At 61.8% G+C, this 17,349-nt stretch carries 15 protein-coding genes; all 15 read left to right on the plus strand.

Annotation, left to right across the window (positions count from 1 at the left end; translation table 11 throughout):
• Nucleotide 1: 1 nt before the first annotated feature.
• A complete protein-coding gene (gene flhC, locus DOM58_RS02940; RefSeq protein WP_110691709.1) occupies nucleotides 2–592 on the plus strand; it encodes a flagellar transcriptional regulator FlhC in 591 nt (196 codons plus the stop codon).
• A 188-nt stretch (nucleotides 593–780) separates the two neighbouring features.
• Nucleotides 781–1,668, plus strand: a complete 888-nt coding sequence (gene motA / locus DOM58_RS02945) for a flagellar motor stator protein MotA (RefSeq protein WP_075562068.1) — start codon at nucleotides 781–783, stop codon at nucleotides 1,666–1,668.
• The gene (motB, locus tag DOM58_RS02950; protein WP_110691710.1) at nucleotides 1,665–2,600 is read left to right on the plus strand and encodes a flagellar motor protein MotB; all 936 of its coding nucleotides are present in this window, start codon (nucleotides 1,665–1,667) and stop codon (nucleotides 2,598–2,600) included. Before motA ends, motB begins: the two co-directional genes overlap by 4 nt.
• 48 nt (nucleotides 2,601–2,648) lie before the next feature.
• Complete coding sequence (gene cheA, locus DOM58_RS02955; RefSeq protein ID WP_110691711.1) at nucleotides 2,649–4,787, plus strand: chemotaxis protein CheA; 2,139 nt, start codon at nucleotides 2,649–2,651, stop codon at nucleotides 4,785–4,787.
• Complete coding sequence (locus DOM58_RS02960) at nucleotides 4,784–5,284, plus strand: chemotaxis protein CheW (protein ID WP_075562071.1); 501 nt, start codon at nucleotides 4,784–4,786, stop codon at nucleotides 5,282–5,284. Before cheA ends, DOM58_RS02960 begins: the two co-directional genes overlap by 4 nt.
• 238 nt (nucleotides 5,285–5,522) lie before the next feature.
• Nucleotides 5,523–7,154 carry a methyl-accepting chemotaxis protein gene (locus DOM58_RS02965; RefSeq protein ID WP_245392125.1) on the plus strand — a complete coding sequence of 544 codons (1,632 nt, stop codon included), beginning with the start codon at nucleotides 5,523–5,525 and terminating at the stop codon, nucleotides 7,152–7,154.
• Nucleotides 7,155–7,282: 128 nt separating this feature from the next.
• Nucleotides 7,283–9,451, plus strand: a complete 2,169-nt coding sequence (locus tag DOM58_RS17800; RefSeq protein ID WP_110691712.1) for a methyl-accepting chemotaxis protein — start codon at nucleotides 7,283–7,285, stop codon at nucleotides 9,449–9,451.
• Between the two features lie 14 nt (nucleotides 9,452–9,465).
• On the plus strand, nucleotides 9,466–10,362 hold the full coding sequence (locus DOM58_RS02975) for a CheR family methyltransferase (protein WP_110691713.1): 897 nt from the start codon (nucleotides 9,466–9,468) through the stop codon (nucleotides 10,360–10,362).
• Nucleotides 10,363–10,372: 10 nt separating this feature from the next.
• A complete protein-coding gene (locus DOM58_RS02980; RefSeq protein WP_110691714.1) occupies nucleotides 10,373–11,443 on the plus strand; it encodes a protein-glutamate methylesterase/protein-glutamine glutaminase in 1,071 nt (356 codons plus the stop codon).
• Between the two features lie 77 nt (nucleotides 11,444–11,520).
• Entirely contained in the window at nucleotides 11,521–11,910 is a 390-nt protein-coding gene (gene cheY, locus DOM58_RS02985) for a chemotaxis response regulator CheY (RefSeq protein ID WP_110691715.1), read from the plus strand.
• Nucleotides 11,911–11,929: 19 nt separating this feature from the next.
• Complete coding sequence (gene cheZ, locus DOM58_RS02990; RefSeq protein ID WP_075562076.1) at nucleotides 11,930–12,598, plus strand: protein phosphatase CheZ; 669 nt, start codon at nucleotides 11,930–11,932, stop codon at nucleotides 12,596–12,598.
• 175 nt (nucleotides 12,599–12,773) lie between these two features.
• Entirely contained in the window at nucleotides 12,774–13,937 is a 1,164-nt protein-coding gene (gene flhB, locus DOM58_RS02995; protein ID WP_110691716.1) for a flagellar biosynthesis protein FlhB, read from the plus strand.
• Nucleotides 13,934–16,018 carry a flagellar biosynthesis protein FlhA gene (gene flhA / locus DOM58_RS03000; protein WP_110691717.1) on the plus strand — a complete coding sequence of 695 codons (2,085 nt, stop codon included), beginning with the start codon at nucleotides 13,934–13,936 and terminating at the stop codon, nucleotides 16,016–16,018. The genes flhB and flhA overlap by 4 nt, the downstream gene beginning before the upstream one ends.
• A 41-nt stretch (nucleotides 16,019–16,059) precedes the next feature.
• The gene (locus tag DOM58_RS03005) at nucleotides 16,060–16,455 is read left to right on the plus strand and encodes a flagellar protein FlhE (protein ID WP_110691718.1); all 396 of its coding nucleotides are present in this window, start codon (nucleotides 16,060–16,062) and stop codon (nucleotides 16,453–16,455) included.
• A gap of 169 nt (nucleotides 16,456–16,624) precedes the next feature.
• A complete protein-coding gene (locus DOM58_RS03010; protein WP_075562080.1) occupies nucleotides 16,625–17,323 on the plus strand; it encodes an RNA polymerase sigma factor FliA in 699 nt (232 codons plus the stop codon).
• Nucleotides 17,324–17,349: the final 26 nt, after the last annotated feature.

Here is a 17,349-nt window from a genome sequence, read left to right on the forward strand (position 1 = left end):
CATGGCGGACAAGAGCCTCGTTGCGGAGATGCTTCAGGTGCAGCTGGCCATCGAGTTGATCGAACTGGGGGCGCGGTTGCAGGTTCTCGAAACCGAGACGGATCTGAGTCGCGGGCGTTTGATCAAGCTTTACAAAGAAGTCAAAGGCATGTCTCCGCCCAAAGGTATGCTGCCGTTTTCGGCCGACTGGTTCATTACCTGGCTACCCAATATTCATTCATCGTTGTTCTACAACGTCTATCGTCGCCTCACTAAAGAGCTGGGTTGCGAGCGGATGCCTGCGTTCGTCAAGGCTTATCGGCTGTATCTCGAGCAGGTCGAACTCGATGGTGCGGAGCCCACGCTCGGCTTGACGCGGGCGTGGACGCTGGTGCGATTCTTCGAGAGCGATCTGCTGCAGTTGTCGCGCTGCAAGACCTGTAAGGGCGATTTCGTGGCGCATGCTCATAGCCCGATGCAGGACTACGTCTGCGGTATCTGCCAGCCCCCTTCCCGGGCTGGCAAGACTCGCAAGGCCAAGGCGATGTCGAAACCGGCCGCACCGACGTTCGTTCCTCTGGAGATGTCGCTGGCGGACCGCCTGGCCGTCTAGGCTGATCTCGTCATCGAGAAGCGGGCCAACGGGCCCGCTTTTTTGTGTCCGTTCGGCGACGAGATGCCTGCCTGGCACCGTCGTTTTTCGAACAATCACGCTTTTCTGATATTTCTACCCTCAAGCGCGACGCCTCGGCTGCCGATACAGTCAGCAAGTTTGCCATGCACTGTTTCGGGAGCCTCACCGTGCTGATCCTATTAGGCTACATCATCGTCTTGGGTAGTGTATTCGGTGGCTACGTCGCGATTGGCGGGCATCTGGGTGCGCTGGTGCAGCCCGCCGAGTTCGTGATGATCGTCGGAGCCGCCCTCGGCGCCTTCGTCTGCGCCAACAACGGCAAGGCGATCAAGGCGACGTTGCGGTCGTTCTCGAAGCTAAAGCGCACCAAGCGCTACAACAAGATGATGTACATGGAGCTGATGGCGCTTCAATACCGGCTTCTGACCAAGGCGAGACGCGACGGCATGCTGGCGATCGAGCGTGATATCGATGCGCCGCAGGACAGCGCGATCTTCGCGGACTATCCGAAGATCCTCTCGGATCCGATGATCATGGGGTTCCTGACCGATTATTTACGCCTAATGGTCAGCGGCAACATGGATCCCTTCGAGATCGATGCGCTGATGGAGCACGAGATCGAGACCTTCCAGCATGAAGCGGAGCTGCCCGCGCACTCGCTATCGGCCGTCGGCGACGGACTTCCGGCTTTCGGCATCGTGGCAGCGGTCATGGGCGTGGTGCACGCTCTGGGATCGGCGGATCAGGGCGCCGGTGTCATGGGACAGATGATCGCACAGGCGCTGGTGGGTACCTTTGTCGGGATCCTGCTGGCCTATGGCTTCGTGACGCCCGTGGCTCACCGCATCAACCTGCAGGCGGGTGAAGCGACCAAGATGCTGCAGTGCATTCGCGTAACCCTGATGGCCAGCCTCAATGGTCTGGCGCCGCAGTTGGCGGTGGAGTTCGGCCGCAAGGCGCTGTTTACCGCTATCAGGCCGTCATTCAGCGAGCTTGAAGAACACGTTCGTTCCAGCGGGCAGACCCTGCGCAGCACGGGAACGGAGGGGCCATGAGTAGCGGTGATGAACGGCGGCCGCTGATCGTCAAGCGCAAGCGGGTTCAGTCGGCGAAGCATCACGGTGGGTCGTGGAAGATCGCCTACGCCGATTTCATGACGGCATTGATGGCGCTGTTCCTGGTGCTGTGGATTCTTTCCACGGCCAGTCCGAGCCAATTGGAACATATCGCCGAATATTTCCGTACTCCACTAGCCGTCGCCTTGACGGGCGGCGACAAGACGACGGCGAGCACCAGCGCCATACCCGGTGGTGGCGACAACCCGACCAAGGTCGATGGCGAGGAACGCCGCGTGAACATCCGCGAGCAGACCCGCTCGAGTGACGAGCAGCGCAATCTGCGCTATCTGCGCGATCGTCTGCAGAGCGTGATTCAGAGCGACCCGCAGCTCAAGGAACTGAGCTCGCAGCTGCGGATGGATTTCTCGCCCGAAGGGTTGCGAGTGCAGATCGTCGACAGCGACAAGCGGCCGATGTTCGAACTCGGTAGCGATCGCCTCGAGCCGTACATGCAAAAGATCCTGGGTCGCATCGCTCCCGTGCTCAACGAGATGCCCAATCCCATCAGCATCAGCGGCCACACCGATGACATTCCTTACGTCGGCGGCGAGAAGGGATACAGCAACTGGGAGCTGTCCGCCGATCGTGCCAACGCTTCACGCCGGGAACTGATCGCCGCCGGCCTGGCGCCGGACAAACTCTTGAGAGTCGCCGGGATGGGCTCGCGCATCACCTTGCCGAACACGCTCCCCAGCGACGACGTCAATCGTCGGATCAGCATCGTGGTGCTGGATAACCGGGCGGCTCAGGCAATCGAACAGCAGGAAAAGACGCCGCTGCCCTCATCTCTGGCAACGCCTCTGGCAGGCAACGGTGGTGAGGCGAGTGGTAGTAGTGGCGGGATGACCGAGCCGAATTCAGCGGGTTGATGCAAACGTGTTCACGCCCTGTTGGTGGGGCTTCTATGGCAGGTGCTCATGGATATTTCTGATTTTTACGACACTTTCTTCGAAGAAGCCGAAGAGCTGCTGGCAGATATGGAGCGCCTGCTGCTGGATCTCGATGTCGACGATCCCGATGTCGAAGAGCTCAATGCGATCTTCCGTGCCGCGCACTCGATCAAGGGGGGGGCTGGCACCTTTGGCTTTACCGTCCTGCAGGAGACGACGCACCTGCTCGAGAACTTGCTGGACCATACCCGGCGTGGCGAGCTCACTCTACGGCGGGATATCGTCGACACGTTTCTGGAAACCAAAGATATGCTTCATGACCAGTTGAATGCCTACCGCAACGGCAGTGAGCCGGATGCCGAAGCGTTCGAACGGATTTCCCGCGTTCTGCAGCAGATGGCGCTGGATGAGCTGGGCCAGGGCGGTGCGGCAGCGAATGTGCCGGCGGTTGCGACACCGGAACCCGCGGCGACGACCCCCGCTCCTTCAGTGGAGAGTCCGGAAAGCGCCGAGGCCGGCAAGGGCGCTACCCAGCGCTTGTCGATTACGCTGACGAACGTGAACGACAAGGACCGCAATCTGCTGGTCGACGAGCTCGAGCATTTCGGTGTGATCGCATCGCAGTCGGGCGATGCGGCGCGGTATCAGGTGGTTCTGGACAGCGCGGAATCCCAGGATGATATCGAAGCGGTGCTCTGTTTCATCATCGAGCCGGAGCAGCTGTCGATCCAGGCCGAAGCGGTTGCCCCGGCCGAAGCGGTTGCCCCGGCCGAGGACAGCGCAGACACGACCGTCCGGGAACCGATGGCTGAGACGCCGGTGCCGTCCAGCGAGCCGGCGCCGGCCAGCGCCGAAACGTCGGTGGCTGAGGCGCCCGCCGTACCGAGCGACAAGGCCAGTAGCAAACCGAGTGGCAAGTCCGGTGGCAAGAACGCCAAGGGCAGCGAGTCCAGCACCATCCGGGTGCCGGTCGACAAGGTAGATCAGATCATCAATCTGGTCGGTGAATTGATCATCACTCAGTCGATGCTCGAGCAGACGGCCAGCGATCTGGACATCGTCTCTCATGGGCCGCTGGTCAACGGCATGAATCTGTTGCAGCGCAACGCCCGCGATCTGCAGGAATCGGTGATGTCGATTCGCATGATGCCGATGGATTACGTCTTCAGTCGTTTTCCGCGGCTGGTGCGCGATCTGGCGGCCAAGCTGGGCAAGGACGTCGAACTGATCACCGAGGGGAAGTCCACCGAGCTCGACAAGAGCCTGATCGAGCGCATCATCGACCCCTTGACCCATCTGGTTCGCAACAGCCTCGATCACGGCCTGGAGTCTCCGGAACGCCGCGAAGCGGCCGGCAAGTCGCCGACCGGCCATCTCACGCTGTCCGCCCAGCACCAGGGCGGTAATATCCTGATCGAAGTGATCGACGATGGAGCCGGGCTCAATCGCGACAGGATTCTGGCCAAGGCCCGGTCCAACGGTCTCGCCGTCACCGACACCATGAGCGATGACGACGTCTGGCAGCTGATCTTTGCCCCCGGTTTCTCGACCGCGGAGCAGGTCAGCGACGTCTCCGGGCGTGGCGTCGGCATGGATGTCGTCAAGCGTAATATTCAGGCCATGGGCGGGCACGTCGAGATCCTGAGCAAACCCAACCAGGGCACGACGACACGGATCGTGCTGCCGCTTACGCTGGCGATCCTGGACGGCATGTCGATTCGCTGTGGTGGGGAGACCTTCCTGCTGCCGCTCAATGCGGTCCTCGAATCGCTGCAGCCCCAGCCCGACGACATCTATTCGATGGCCGGCGACGATCAGCTGCTCAAGGTGCGCGACGAGTATCTGCCGATCATCGCGCTGCACCATGCTCTGGACGTGGCCAACGCCCGGACCGAATTGACCGAGGCCATCGCCGTCATCGTCCAGGGCGAGGGGCGGCGCTACGCCCTGCTGGTCGATGACCTGATCGGCCAACAGCAGGTCGTGGTCAAGAACCTCGAAACCAATTATCGCAAGGTCCCGGGCATCTCCGCGGCCACTATCCTTGGCGATGGCAGCGTTGCCCTGATTCTCGATATCGCCGATCTTCATCGTCTCGACCGGCGCAAATCGCAGCAGCGCCACGAGGCGAAACGCCAACATCTACAAGAGGTATCGCTAGTATGAGTTCGCAAGCGAGCATGAATGCCATCGTCAACGACGCCGCGAGCCGCGAGTATCTGGTCTTCTCGCTGGGTGAAGAGGAGTATGCGGTCGATATTCTCAAGGTGCAGGAAATTCGCGGTTACGAGAACGTCACCCGCATTGCCAATGTGCCGGACTTCATCAAGGGGGTCACCAATCTGCGCGGCGTGATCGTGCCGATCATCGACCTGCGGCTCAAGTTCCATCTCGACAAGGTCGAATACGACGGTCAGACGGTGGTGATCGTGGTCAACGTCGATGACCGTATCGTGGGTATCGTCGTCGACGGCGTCTCGGACGTGATGAGCCTGGCGCCGGATCAGATCAAGCCGGCGCCGGAATTCGGCGTCACGCTGTCCTCGGATTACCTGAGCGGTATCGGCAGCCTCGAAGATCGCATGCTGGTACTGGTCGACATCGAAAAGCTGTTGACCCACGAAGAGATGCAGCTCGTCGAGCGGACTGCCGAAAGCGCCTGATCCGGGCAGCATGGAATGAATTATCGACCGCAGCCTCGGCTGCGGTTTTTTTTGGCCGGCACGGCGCGAATGGATCACGAACCGAGCCGTTCATGGCGCGATCCGATTTTTCGACTTTGGTCTAATAAAGATAAAGCTGATCCGCGCCAAGCCGATAACGTTGCTATCGCGCTTATACCATCAGCTTCGCCATACGGGCAGGCGAGGCGCCGATCAAGTTATCCAGGTGAGAAACGCCATGCTGAATTTTCGAGAGTGGACGATGCGTCGCAAGCTTTGGGCCACGTTGGGGTTGATGTGGGTCGGTTTGATCATGGTGGCGGGCTGGTCGCTCTACTCCATGCGGGAAAACCTGGTGGAACAGCGTGTCCAGAGCCTCCAGTACTTCATCGGCAGCGCCAAGCAACTGGTCGACAATTATGTCAGCCAATCGGAAAGCGGCGAATTGAGCGAAGCGGATGCCAAGCAGCAGGCGCGCAACGCTTTGGCCCATCTCGGTTTCGGCGCCGACGGCTATATCTTCGTGTTCGACTCCAATCTCGAGATCGTCGAGCATCCGCGTCGCGCCGTGGGTGACAGCATGCGCGACTATCAGGATCCCAACGGGGTCTATCTCTATCGCGAGATGTTCGCTGCTGCCCAGCAGCCCGACGGCGGGCTCGTTCCCTACGCCTCGCGTCGCAGTGATGGCGACGAGACGTACGACAAGCTCAGCTACGTCATGCGCGTACCGCAGTGGGACTGGCAGATCGCCACCGGCGTCTATGTCGACGACATCGACGCCGTGCTGGCGGACGGTGCCGTGGTCTACCTGGCGCTGATCGCCGCGATCGGCGGCCTGCTCTCACTGATCGTCGCCTGGGTCATCCGTAATGTTCTGGGTCGGCTGGGCGGCGATCCCGGCCATGCGCGTAACAGTATCCAGAAAATTGCCGAGGGCGATTTTTCCCAGGCTCTGGTTCTCAAGTCGAAGGACATCGACAGTTTGCTGTTCGCGATAGAAAGTATGCGTCAGCGGCTCTCCCGGACATTCGCCGACGTTCGCGCCAGCGCCGAATGGGTCAATGTCGGCGCCGGCCAGATCGCCAGCGGCAATCAAGACCTAGCGGTGCGCACCGATCAGCAGTCCGCTGCCATCGTCGAAACGGCCTCCAGCATGGAGCAGTTGACCCAGACCGTCCGCCACAATGCCGATAACGCGGAAACGGCCACGCGGGCGGCATCCCAGACGCGTCAGCGCGCGCAGCAGGGCGGCGAGATGATGCGCGAGATCGAGACCACGATGTCACAGATCCAGGATGGCTCGCGGCAGATGGCGGAAATCGTCGACATGATCGACAACATCGCGTTCCAGACCAACATTCTGGCGTTGAATGCCTCCGTCGAAGCGGCTCGTGCCGGCTCCGCCGGGCGAGGATTCGCGGTCGTCGCGGAAGAAGTGCGCAACCTGGCGAGCCGTAGCGCCGAAGCGTCCCGGGATATTCGTCGGCTGATCACCGGATCGGGCGAGCAGGTGAACAGCGGCGCCACGCTGATCGAGCAGGCGGGCCGCGCCATGGAGGAGATCGTCTCCTCGGTGACCAGCGTCAGTGGTCTGATGGAAGAGATAGCCAACGCGTCGCGAGAACAGCGCAGCGGCATCGAGCAGGTCAATCAGGCGATCACGGAGCTCGACCAGGTCACCAGCCAGAACGCCGCGCTGGTACAGCAGACGGCCAATGCCTCCCAGTCGCTGGTGAGTCAGGCGCAGAAGCTGGAGTCGACGCTGGAGCATTACCGGGTAGCGGAGACGGAAGTCAGCGATTCCAGTCTGACCCAGTGGCAGCCCAACGTCGAAAAGACAACATCGCGCCGGGAACAGCCGGCGTGATCGGTGGCCTCTCGGGAAGCTCAAGAGAGCGGGTGATCGGCCGATAACCAGTCACGACAATGATCTCTGATCTGCCTCACGCGTTGCGGCAGATCGCGAGTGTGCATGACAACACCAGGGATGCTGCGATGCGAAACAATCAACCCGTGCTCGACCAGGAGTTCGCGATAAGCGACTCGGATTATCTTATTTCGCGAACCGATCTGACAGGCAGGATCACCTATGCCAACCCGGCTTTCGTCAGGGTCAGCGGTTTTAGCCGGGAAGAGCTGATCGGCGCCCCGCATAACCTCATCCGACATCCGGATATGCCGCCGGCGGCTTTCGCAGATCTCTGGAAGACGCTGGAGAAAGGCGAGAACTGGACCGGGGTGATCAAGAACCGGCGCAAGGATGGATCGCATTACTGGGTCCAGTCGACCGTCACCCCCATCATCGAAGACGGCAAGATCGCCGGTTACACCTCGGTGCGCGTCAAGGTCGCCGATAAGCCACGCCAACTGGCGGAAAAGCACTATCCGCAGCTGCTGGCCGGTCGCAGGCGTGGCGTCAAGCTTGACCATGGCGAGTTGAAGCCGCGCGGGCTCGTCCCGGCAATTCGACGTCTCACTCTGCGCTCGCTGAAAGGGCGGCTGATTTCGATGATGGTGCTGGCGTTGATCGTGCTGGCCGGTAGCGGCGGTGTCTCGATGTATGCGCTGCATCAAGATGGCCAGCGGCTGCAGCAGCTGACCACCAACGGCCTGGAAGACCTGGTTCGGCTTCAGAAGATCGATCAACTGATGTCGAAGGGGCGAAATCTGGTCGACAAGCCGGTCAGCAACCCGATGGCTGCCGACCTGGCACCGGTCAACGAACAGGTCGATGCGCTCATCGCCGAACTGAACGGGACCTGGGATGCCTTCTACCAGGATCGTCCCGTCAACCAGACGCCGGCCGCGGAGACCTTCGCCGCCGATCTTCAGCAGTACCGTGATGAAGGCCTGAAAGGGGTGATGGACGCGTTGAACGGGGGCGACTTCTACCAGTCCTACGTTGCCTACAACGACGTGCTGGCTGCCAACAGCGACAAGATCAGCACCGACCTGAACGCGCTGGTCGAAGCGAAGCGCGTGAGCGGAGCGGACATGGCGGCGAGTGCCGCCGAATCCCAGCGCACCACGATGATCATTCTGCTTTCGTTGCTTGGGGCCGGCGCCATCCTGTTGATCATCGTGGGGCTGACGACGATACGGGCAACGCTCAAGCCCGTTCGCGAGGCGCTGGACTTCGCGCTGCAGATCGCCTCGGGCAATCTGGGAGCGACGCTGAAGCAGCGCGGCAATGACGAAGTGGGGCGGCTGATCGGGGCGCTCAACAGCATGCGCCAGAGCCTCGGCACGATCGTCGGCGACGTCAATTCGAACGTCGCGGTGGTGGCCCCGGCGACCCGGGATATCGCCAGCGGCAACGAGGATCTCTCCTCGCGGACCGAGCAGCAGGCTGCCTCGCTGGCCGAGACCGCCAGCAGCATGGAGCAGATGACGGCGACCGTGAAGCAGAACGCCGACAACGCCCGTCAGGCGAGTCAGCTCGCCGATGGCGCGACCGATACAGTGCGTCGCAGCGGCGAGGTGATGGGACAGGTCGTAGGTACGATGGGTCGCATCACCGACAGCTCGCGCAAGGTGGCGGATATTGTCGGCGTGATCGATTCGATCGCGTTCCAGACCAATATTCTGGCGCTGAATGCCTCCGTCGAGGCCGCCAGGGCCGGCGAACAGGGACGCGGGTTTGCGGTGGTCGCGGGTGAAGTCCGCAATCTTGCCAGCCGCAGCGCCGATGCGGCCAAGGAGATTCGCAATCTGATCGACAGCTCGACTCAGGAAGTCGGTCACGGCGCCGATCTGGTCCGTCAGGCCGAAGGGTCGATCGAGGAAGTCGTCAACGCGGTGACTCGCGTCAACGATATCATCAGCGAAATTTCCGCCGCCTCCGAAGAGCAGACCAGCGGTATTCAGCAGATCAGTCAGGCGGTCGCGCAGATGGACGAAGTGACCCAGCAGAACGCCGAACGCGTGCAGACGACGGCTTCCTCCGCGGCCGAACTGCGCGCCAGCGTCGACCATCTCGCAACCTCCATCGCCGTCTTCCGGTTGGCGGGCAGCGGAGAAGAGCGGGTGGTCGGCGGCGAGCCACGGGCGCCGCGCGAGCCCGTTGTTACCCCCCGGCATCAGCCGACGAACAAGCCGGCCACGCTTACCGCGAGCCCTCGTCGTGCGCTGACGGATGACAACGAGGAGTGGGAGTCATTTTGAAATCCGAGCCAGCCATGTTCTCAGCTCCAGATCCCACTGTGAGCGTCGATGAGAACGCCGTGCGCTTTACCCGGGATCTCGATTTTACCTTGCGGGATTTCGAGCGGATCCGGGATTTGATTTACCGCCGTGCCGGTATCGTCATGGCGGAGAACAAGCGGGAAATGGTGTACAGCCGGCTGGCCAAGCGCCTGCGACTGCATGGCATGACGCGTTTTGGTGACTATCTGGACCGGCTGGAGGGACGAGCCGAGTCCGAGGAGTGGGAGGCCTTCACCAACGCTCTCACCACCAATCTGACGGCGTTCTTTCGCGAATCCCATCACTTCCCGGTGCTGGCCGAGGAAGTACGCCGACGCGGTACCGGGATCAAGATCTGGTGCGCCGGCGCCTCGACCGGGGAAGAGCCTTACTCCCTGGCAATGACGGTGAGAGAAACGCTGGGCCCGGCGGCCTCGCAGGTGAAAATCCTGGCGACCGATATCGACACCGAGGCGTTGAATACCGCTCGCGCCGGGGTCTATGCGCTGGAAACGGTGGAAAAGCTCGGTGAGGTTCGCTGTCGGCAATTCTTTCAACGCGGCAGTGGCAGCCGTGCCGGCAAGGCTCGAGTACGACCTGAACTGGCGGCGATGATCGATTTTCGTCCGCTCAATCTGGTCACTGGTTCATGGTCGATCAACGGCCCTTTCGACATCATTTTCTGTCGCAACGTCATGATCTACTTCGACAGAGAGACGCAGACGAACATTCTGCGGCGATTTTCCGCCCAGATGAAGCCGGATGGTCTGCTGTTTGCCGGTCACTCCGAGAACTTCTCCTTTCTGAGTCAGGCTTTTCGTTTGAGAGGTCAGACCGTTTACACATTGGCATCACCCTCGTCGCGGGCGATGCCGGATGCCTCACGCTAGGGAGTGAGCGGTGAAACCGACGATCAAAGTGCTCTGTGTCGATGACTCGGCGCTCATTCGCGATCTGATGACCAAGATCATCGACGCCCAGCCCGACATGACCGTGGTGGCCACGGCGCCGGATCCGCTGGTCGCCCGTGACCTGATCAAGCAGCACAACCCCGACGTGTTGACGCTCGATGTCGAGATGCCGCGCATGGACGGTCTGGATTTTCTCGAGCGGCTGATGCGATTGCGCCCCATGCCGGTGCTGATGATTTCGTCGCTGACCCGGCGCGGGTCCGAGATTACGCTGAGGGCACTGGAACTGGGCGCAGTAGACTTCGTGGCCAAGCCGGAAGTCGGCATTCGTGAAGGCATGCTGGAGTATGCCGACTTGATCGCCGACAAGATCCGCGCCGCCGCGCAGTCCCGCCCGCAACCGCTTCAGCAACATCGAACAGCGACACCAGCGGCGCCACCGCGGGTACTCAAGGCGCCGATTCTCTCCAGCGAGAAGATCATCATTATTGGTGCCTCCACGGGGGGGACCGAGGCGATCCGTCAGGTCATCGAACCATTGCCGGCCAACAGTCCTGCGGTGTTGATTACCCAGCACATGCCGGGCGGCTTCACCCGCTCCTTCGCCGAACGTCTCGATCGACTCTGCCGTGTCACGGTCAAGGAGGCGGAAGCGGGAGAGCGCGTGTTACCCGGTCACGTTTACATCGCGCCGGGCGACTGGCACATGCGGCTGGCGCGTTCGGGCGCCAACTACGTGATCGCGCTCGACGAGAGCCCACCCGTGAACCGTCACCGGCCCTCGGTCGATGTCTTGTTCGAGTCCGCGGCCGCCTGCGCGGGGCGCAACGCTCTGGGGGTCATCCTTACCGGCATGGGCCGTGACGGTGCGGTCGGCCTGCTGAAAATGCGCGAGGCCGGCGCGCATACCGTCGCGCAGGACGAGGCAAGCTGTGTGGTCTTCGGCATGCCCAAGGAGGCGATCGCGCTCGGCGGAGCGACGGAGGTCATTGCGCTGACCGATATTGCCGGCCATCTGGTTCAGCAGATGCACCTGGCGGGACGCGCGCAGCGCGTATAGACAGCACCTGTAAAGCGAACGGTCATGCTGCCGATAATTCACGGCATGCCCGCCTAACGAATCGAAGAGGAAAGACGATGGCTGACAAGAACATGAGCATTCTGGTGGTGGACGATTTCCCGACCATGCGTCGGATCGTCCGCAGCCTGCTCAAGGAGCTCGGATTCGAGAACGTAGAAGAGGCCGAGGATGGTCAGGAAGCGTTGACCAAGCTGCGAACCGGCGCGTTCGAGTTCGTGGTCTCCGACTGGAACATGCCCAATCTCGACGGTCTGGAGATGCTCAAGGAGATCCGGCAGGACCCCCAGCTCTCTTCGCTGCCCGTGCTGATGGTGACGGCCGAAGCCAAGAAAGAGAATATCATCGCAGCCGCCCAGGCAGGCGCCAACGGCTATGTGGTCAAGCCTTTCACCGCCGCCACGCTCGAAGAAAAGCTCAACAAAATTTTCGAAAAACTGGGCAAGTGACGCCTACGGAGGGTAGATCATGAGTGGTGCCAACCCTCAGACCAGCGTGGCGGAAAGTGCGGCTCCCGACGACCTGATTCGCCGTATCGGCCATTTGACGCGCATGCTGCGCGAGAACATGCGCGAGCTGGGCCTCGACAAGGAGGTGGAGAAGGCGGCCCAGGCGATTCCCGATGCCCGCGACCGGCTCAGCTACGTTGCGTCGATGACCGAGCAGGCGGCGGAACGCTCGTTGAACGCCATCGACAACGCCCAGCCGCTGCAGAACGGGCTCGAGCGCGAGGCGATCGCTCTCGACGAGCGGTGGGATTCGTGGTTCGCCGAACCCAAGGCGTTGAACGAGGCCAAGGCGCTGGTGAAGGACACTCGTGCCTATCTTCAGGATGTGCCCAAGAAGACCAGTGCCACCAATGCGCAGCTGCTCGAGATCATGATGGCCCAGGATTTTCAGGATCTCACCGGGCAGGTCATCAAGAAGATGATGGAAGTGATCCACGAGATCGAGCAGCAACTGGTGCAGGTGTTGATCGACAACGCCCCGGAGGGCGCCGAACGTCGGGACTCGGCGAATCCGACGGCTGCGAAACCCAACTCGCTGCTCAATGGACCGCAGGTCAATCCCCAGGCTGCCGATGTTGTCAGTAGCCAGGACCAGGTCGACGATCTGCTCGATAGCCTGGGATTCTGAGCGCGCCGGTCGTAACTGACAGACCCCGTTGTACATCCTACCTTCCGAAATAGCAGGGTCTTACTCCTGCTATTTCTCCCTTTGCCATGTCGTCACTCCCAGCAGAATAGCGCCCACGGATTCATGTCGCCGATAGTGGCGACGACGGTGGCGATGACTGTGGTGGAGTGCGCGCTTGGCCGAGCAGAACGACAGTGATCAGGAAAAGACCGAACCGGCCACACCCAGGCGAATCGAAAAAGCGCGTGAGGAAGGGCAGGTGGCGCGTTCGCGCGAGCTCGCCACCTTTCTGTTGCTGGTCAGCGGCGTCATGGGTCTGTGGTTCCTGGGGAACCATCTCTACGACGAGCTCTCCATCGTCATGGAGCAGGCGTTCCTGTTCGATCACGGGCTGGCGTTCGACACCTCCCGCATGCTCAGCCATGTCTGGCTGCTGGGCCAGAATACGCTGATCGCGTTATTGCCGTTGTTCCTGCTGTTCACGGTCGCCGCGATTCTGGGACCGACGATGCTGGGCGGCTGGCTGCTGTCGGCAAAATCGCTTCAGCCTCAGTTGAGCAAGCTCAATCCGCTCAAGGGGCTGAAGCGGATGTTCTCGAGTCAGGCGCTGGCGGAACTGGGCAAGGCCATTGCCAAATCGGTGCTGGTGGGGGGCGTTGCCGTGGCCTATCTCTGGGCTCAGCGCGGCACGCTGCTCGGTCTGATGGAGATGCCGATTCAGCAGGCTCTGGCCACGGCGATGCGTCTGGCGGCCATCGGCTGTGCGCTGATCGTCACCTCGATGATCTTCGTCATTCTGATCGATGTGCCGTACCAGATCTGGAGCCACAACAAGAAGCTTCGCATGAGCCGCGAAGACATCCGCCAGGAGCACAAGGAGTCGGAAGGCGACCCGCACGTGAAAGGGCGCATCCGCTCCCAGCAGCAGGCGATGGCGAGACGACGCATGATGAGCAAGGTGCCGACCGCCGACGTGATCGTGACCAACCCGACCCACTACGCGGTGGCACTGAGCTACCAGCAGGACTCGATGGCGGCGCCGAGGGTCATTGCCAAGGGGGCCGACCAGGTGGCGGCCAAAATCCGCGAGCTCGGCGACGATAACCGGGTGCCACGGCTGGAAGCACCGCCGCTGGCTCGCGCGCTCTACCATCACGTCGATCTGGAGCAGGAAATTCCGGGCGATCTCTATACCGCGGTGGCCGAGGTGTTGGCCTGGGCGTTCCGGCTCAAGCAAGTAGAAACCGAAGGCGGCGACATGCCGCCGGCGCCACGGGATCTGACCGTGCCACCGGCGTTCGATGATGCCGTACCTGATTCATCCAAGGAGAGTGAATGAACGCGCTCACCCAGTGGTTCGGTCAGCGCAAATGGCCGGGCGAAACGCAGTACAAGGTGCTCGCTGGCCCAGTCCTGATCATCATGATCCTGTCGATGATGATCCTGCCGCTGCCGCCATTCGCGCTCGATCTGTTCTTCACTTTCAATATCGCGCTGTCGATCATGGTGCTTCTGGTCAGCATGTTCACCCAGAAGCCGCTGGACTTCGCGGCCTTTCCGGCGGTCCTGCTGTTCTCGACGCTACTACGCCTGTCGTTGAACGTGGCATCGACCCGTGTCGTGCTGATGGACGGGCATGAGGGCGGTGATGCCGCGGGTAAGGTGATCGAGGCGTTCGGCGAGTTTTTGATCGGCGGTAACTTCGCCGTGGGTCTGGTGGTGTTCCTGATCCTCGTCGTGATCAACTTCATGGTCATCACCAAGGGTGCCGGACGTATCGCCGAAGTCGGTGCGCGTTTCACCCTGGACTCCATGCCGGGCAAACAGATGGCGATCGACGCCGATCTCAATGCCGGGCTGATCGGTGAGGAAGACGCCCGGCGCCGCCGCACCGAGATCAATCAGGAGTCCGAGTTCTTTGGCTCCATGGATGGCGCCAGCAAGTTCGTCCGCGGCGATGCCATGGCCGGCTTGCTGATCATGGTGATCAACCTCATCGGCGGGTTGATGATCGGGGTGGCGCAGCACGGGTTGCCATTCGGGGAAGCGGTCAAGACCTACACCTTGCTGACGGTCGGCGATGGTCTCGTCGCCCAGATTCCGGCACTGGTGATCTCGACGGCTGCCGGCGTCACGGTATCCCGGGTCAACACCGATCAGGACGTGGGGCAGCAGCTGTTGAGTCAGCTCTTCAACAACCCGCGCGTGATGTATCTCGCTGCTGGCGTGATGGGATTGCTGGGGATGATCCCGGGCATGCCGAACGTGGTGTTTCTGTTGTTTGCCGCCCTTCTCGCGGGGCTTGGCTGGTGGATTTCGCGGCGCGAAGAGGAACTGGCGGTTCGCGCGGTGGACGAGAAGGCGCCACCGACCGTCCAGGAGACTCCGGAGGCCAGTTGGGACGATGTGCAACTGGTCGATACGCTGGGGCTGGAGGTCGGGCACCGGCTGATTCCGCTGGTGGATCATCGTCAGAAAGGCGAGCTGCTGGGCCGTATCAAGAGCGTGCGCAAGAAATTCGCTCAGGATGTCGGCTTTCTGCCCTCGGTGGTACACATCCGCGACAATCTCGAACTGAGTCCCAACGCTTACGTGATCACGCTCAAAGGCGTCGAAGTCGGTCGCGCCGAGGCGTTTCCGGGCAAGTGGCTGGCGATCGATCCGGGCCAGGTCTCGGGAGCGATCGACGGCACCAGGACCCAGGACCCGGCGTTCGGCCTGACCGCCTACTGGATCGACACGGCGCAGCGGGAGCGGGCACAGATCTATGGCTACACCGTGGTCGACGCCAGCACCGTGGTCGCCACTCATCTCAACCATCTGCTGCACGAGAATGCCGGCGACATGCTGGGGCGGGCCGAGGTCCAGCAGTTGCTGGACAAGGTCGGCGAACAGCAGAAGTCGCTGGTGGATGACGTGGTGCCCAAACTGCTGGCACTGACCTCGCTGCAGCGCATTCTGCAGAATCTGCTGGCCGAAGACGTGCCGATTCGCGACATGCACACGATTCTCGATGTGCTGGCGGAATACGCGCCGCAGCAGTCGGATGCCAACGAACTCACCGCGCTGGTCCGTGTGGCGTTGGGTCGAGCGATCACCCAGCAGTGGTTCCCGGGCCGCGAGCCGATGCACGTGATGAGCCTCGAACCCAGGCTGGAGCAGGTGCTCACCCAGGCGCTCAATAATGGCGGTGCGCTGGAGCCTGGCTTGGCCGACACGCTGATGCAACAGACCGCGGCGGCGGTCGAACGTCAACAGAGTCGCGACGAACCCACCGTGCTGGTCGTGCAGCACGGGTTGCGGGCGCTGCTGGCCCGTTTTCTGCGCCGCCAGATCAAGTCGTTGGTGGTGCTTTCCCAGGCCGAGATTCCCGACGATCGCAACCTGCGGGTCACCACGACCATCGGCACGGCGCCGTGATCCGGGGTAAACCGTCTTTCAGGGTTTGGCCTTTGAGTGCCATGGCGCTGATGGCGATGCTCACCATGGGGTGGGACGTGCCAGCCTGGGCGGCCGACGGCTCGTGGGTCGTGAAGATCCCGCGTCAGACGGTGGTCGTCTCGGATCGGCCGATGGAGAGCGAGCCAATCCAGCCGCTGACGGCGATGAACGGTGCCGAAATTGCGCGGGTTCGCTGGACGTTTCGGACCAGCGTGTCGGCACCGGGGCTCAAGCTATGGCTGTGTCAGGCCGATCGGTGTCAGCGGCTGACCCGGAATCGCGGCGAAACCCAGCACTTTTCGGGTCGCTCCGCGGCGGCCCCATTCCGGTTGCGATTTCAATGGTCCCCCGATTCGCACCATGGCACCAGACTGGTGATATCCGACGCGCAGCTGATCGTCGACTATCGGCAGTGACAATACGACGAGCTGACGGCAGTGGAAATGGCGGTAACGCCACGGCCAAACAGTCGAAATAGCCACCTGAAGGCGGGCAGTTTGCGCGCTCGGGGTGACGATCACACGGCATAATGAAAGCCTGGGTCAGGCATTCCATGACCGTAGGTGTTTTGCACGAGGCCATTCGATGTATACCGCACAGGGCAAAATCGATCAGACGGCACTGATTGAGCAGTACATGCCGATGGTAAGGCGCCATGCGCTCTCCCTTCAGGTACGCCTACCGGCCAGCGTCGAACTCGATGATCTCATCCAGGCCGGTATGCTGGGCCTGCTGGACGCCCTGGGGCGCTACGACGACTCGCATGGGGCCAGCTTCTCGACTTACGCCAATCAGCGGATCCGCGGAGCGATGATCGACGAGCTGCGCAGCCGGGACTGGATGCCACGTAGCGTGCGGCGCAGTGCACGGGCGCTGGATCAGGCCGTGCGCCGGTTGGAGCAGCAGCTGGGCCGGGCGCCGGACGAGCGGGAAATCGCCCGGGAAATGGGCGTTTCGAGTGACGATTATCATCGGCTGCTGGCGGATGCCAACAACGGCTTTCTGCTGGCTTACGACGAGAGCGACAACGAGAACGGCATTGCCACGGTCGCCGAATCAAGCTCGCCGTCGCCGCTTGCGGCACTTCTCGATTCGGATAATCGCGCCAGCGTGATGGCGGCAATCGATGCCTTGCCGGAGCGGGAAAAGCTACTGTTGGGGCTCTACTATCAGGAAGAGCTCAACCTCAAGGAAATCGGTGCGGTGCTCGGCGTCAGTGAATCCCGCGTCTGCCAGCTGCACAGTCAGGCGGTGGCCCGTCTGCGAAGCCGTCTGAATCCCTAATCATCATCTGATACGAAAACGCCGCT

The organism is Salinicola halophyticus, from assembly GCF_003206695.1.
Taxonomy (GTDB): domain Bacteria; phylum Pseudomonadota; class Gammaproteobacteria; order Pseudomonadales; family Halomonadaceae; genus Salinicola; species Salinicola halophyticus.